Raw genomic sequence first — 3,034 nt, forward strand, 5'->3', positions numbered from 1 at the left:
ATCGCCGCCTGCTCCAGCCAGGAAAAGGTCGACCTGGCCATCAAGCACGGGGCCGACGCCGGGGTGGTCTATCCGCGCGGTCCGTTCGACAAGGACGGCCAGAAGGCCCTGGCGACCCTGATCAAGGACGCCTGCGGCCCCAACGGCTGGGACGTGGCCTATGACGCGGTCGGCGGCGACTATTCCGAAGCCACCATCCGCGCAGCCGGTTGGGGCGGCCGCTTCCTGGTGATCGGCTTCCCGTCGGGCATCCCGAAGATCCCGCTGAACCTGACCCTGCTGAAATCCTGCGACATCGTCGGGGTGTTCTGGGGCGCCTCGGTGGCCCGCGATCCCAAGGGCCACGGCCAGAACGTCAAGGACCTGATGGCCCTCTACGCGGCCGGCAAGATCAAGCCCTACGTCTCCGAGCGCTTCCCCCTGGCCAAGGCCGGCGACGCCATCGCCCACCTGGCCAGCCGCAAGGCCATGGGCAAGGTCGTGGTCGTCAACGACTAGTCCTTCGGCCCGCGAGCGCGCCTGAACGCTGTTCACTTAGTCCTGGCCAGGCGCGCGTCGCCGCGCCAGGATGACGTGTCTGACGCAGCGGCCCGTCCATCAGAGGCCGCGCGACCAAAGGGAGCTACGCATGACGGGACGTCTGGACGGCAAGGTTGCGGTGGTCACCGGCGGGTGTTCGGGGATCGGGCTGGGAACGGTGGAGCTGTTCGTCGCCCAGGGCGCGCGGGTCATCGCCGCCGATGTCCAGGCAGAGAAGGGCCAGATGCTGGAGAAGCGTTTCCCCGACAAGGTCCGCTTCGCCCCCTGTGACGTCACCCATGAAAGCCAGATCGCCGCCGCGGTGGAGCTGGCCCGGGACGCGTTCGGCGGCCTGGACATCCTGTTCAACAACGCCGGCATGGGCGGCGCCCCCAACGGCGTGGCCGACATGACCGCCGAGGGCTGGGACGACACCTTCGCCCTGCTGCTGCGCGGCCCGGTGCTGGGCATGAAGCACGCCCTGCCGCTGATGCTGGAGCGCGGCGGCGGCAGCGTCATCAACACCGCCTCGATCGCCGGGCTGCAGGCGGGGTTCGGACCGCTGGCCTACTCCACCGCCAAGGCGGCGGTGATCCATATGAGCAAGTGCGCGGCGGCCGAATTGTCGCCGCTGAAGATCCGGGTCAACGCCATCTGCCCGGGCCTGATCGCCACCTCGATCTTCGGCGCCTCGATGGGCCTGCCGCGCGAGGTCGCCGATCAGATGGCGGCCCGGGTGGCCGAGGTGGGGCCGAAGATCCAGCCGATTCCGAAGGCCGGCTTGCCCGACGACATCGCCCGCGCAGCGCTCTACCTGGCCAGCGACGATTCCGAGTTCGTCACCGGCACGCACATCGTGGTCGACGGCGGCATCACGATCGGCGGCCGCAGCGCCTGGGACCGCAACGCCCCCTCGCCGCTGCTGTCGGCCATGGGCATCACCCCCGAACAGGCCGAGCAGATGCGGGCGGCCATGGTGGCCGCCCAGGCTCAGTGAGCCTGATCGCGACCGGACGGGCGTTCGGCGCCCGGCTGACGCCGAACCTGCGCGGCGCGCTGTGGATGCTGGCTTCGGCGGTGCTGTTCACCGCCATGACCACCCTGATCAAGTATCTGGGCGCGGGCTATCCGGCGGCGCTCCAGACCTTCTACCGACAACTGGCCGGGGCGATCATCCTGGCGCCGCTGGTGGCCCGCGACTGGCGCGGCGCGCTGCGGACCACCCGGCCAGGCATCCTGATCTTCCGGTCCAGCGCCGGGGTGCTGGCGATGATCCTGGCTTTCTACGCCTATCAGGAACTGCCGCTAGCCGACGCCAACGCGCTGTCGTTCACCCGCTCTCTGTGGCTGGCGCCCCTGGCGGCGCTGGTCCTGCGCGAGCCTGTCGGTCCGCTGCGCATCGGCGCGGCCCTAGTCGGCTTCGTGGGGGTGCTGATCATGCTGAAGCCGGGCGCCGACGGCGCGGCCCATTGGCTGGGCTGGCCGCAGGCGGCGGCCCTGACCTCGGCGCTGCTGTTCGCCCTGACCATCACCGGCATGAAGGTGATGACCCGCGACCACTCGCCCTTCACCTTGCTGGTCTATGCGGCGGGGCTGGGCCTGATCTTCTCGATCCCGCCGGCCCTGTTCGTCTGGCGCTGGCCGAACCTGCCGGACCTGGGGCTGCTGGCCCTGATGGGCGTGATCGGCACCCTGACCCAGGGTTGCTACATCAAGGGCATGGAAGCGGGCGAGGCGGCGGTGATGGCGCCGATCGACTACACCCGCCTGGTGTTCGCGGTGATCGCCGGCTTGGTGCTCTTCCACGAAACACCCAGCCCGGCGGTGCTGACCGGCGCGGCGATCGTCGTGGCCTCAACCCTGTTCATCAGCTGGCGCGAGCATCAGCTGTGGCGACGCCGGGCCGGCCTCCTTTAAGATTGGCGTCCTTCAGAGTTCCGTGCGGCACCGCGCGTGGAGACGAAGCTGGGCGCGGCCAATGGCAAGCCGGATGGCGTCGTCGGTCGGGTCATGTTATGCTGCGCTGCATCATAGAGACGCGCAAACCGGTCGCTAAGCGCCGATGAGCAGGCGGATCGGTGGGGCGTCCCAACGATTGGGCGCAGGTTGGGGGCGACCACAACGCCTGCGACGCGTGGCAGTGATAAATAATCGGATTTTCTTTCACTGAGTAAAAACGCAAATTCTTACTCAAGCGAAATTGAATGAAGCGCAAACTTGACTGTAAGTGGTCACGTGTCTGGTATTGGCTAGCGTCACGCCGGCCGTCCCAACGCGTTGACTAAGAATTGCTCCCCAATTGAGCGAAGAGACATCAGGGAGAGAGGTTTTGGCTTCTTGCTGGCGTCGGCAGACAGATAAGGCTGGAGTGTTCGCAAACGCCGCATTATAGGGTTTGGCAAATCTTAACTAGGATCCGTCCCATGTCAGTGCGCTATCTAGGAGCCGTCGTCACTGGTTTGGCCTTGGCTATCGCGCCCATGGGTGCGCCTGCCGCCTTCGCTCAGACGCCGCC

3 protein-coding genes are annotated in these 3,034 nt (G+C 67.4%); all 3 read left to right on the plus strand.

The window, feature by feature from the left end:
- The coding region (locus tag WAL33_RS19425) for a zinc-binding dehydrogenase (RefSeq protein WP_422183401.1) at positions 1 to 498 on the plus strand (498 nt) is incomplete at its 5' end.
- 130 nt (positions 499 to 628) lie between these two features.
- Positions 629 to 1,516, plus strand: a complete 888-nt coding sequence (locus tag WAL33_RS19430; RefSeq protein ID WP_422183402.1) for an SDR family NAD(P)-dependent oxidoreductase — start codon at positions 629 to 631, stop codon at positions 1,514 to 1,516.
- 35 nt (positions 1,517 to 1,551) lie between these two features.
- Complete coding sequence (locus WAL33_RS19435) at positions 1,552 to 2,436, plus strand: DMT family transporter (protein ID WP_422183404.1); 885 nt, start codon at positions 1,552 to 1,554, stop codon at positions 2,434 to 2,436.
- Positions 2,437 to 3,034: the final 598 nt, after the last annotated feature.

The sequence above is a fragment of the Caulobacter sp. genome (assembly GCF_049283275.1).
In the GTDB taxonomy this organism is placed as follows: domain Bacteria; phylum Pseudomonadota; class Alphaproteobacteria; order Caulobacterales; family Caulobacteraceae; genus Caulobacter.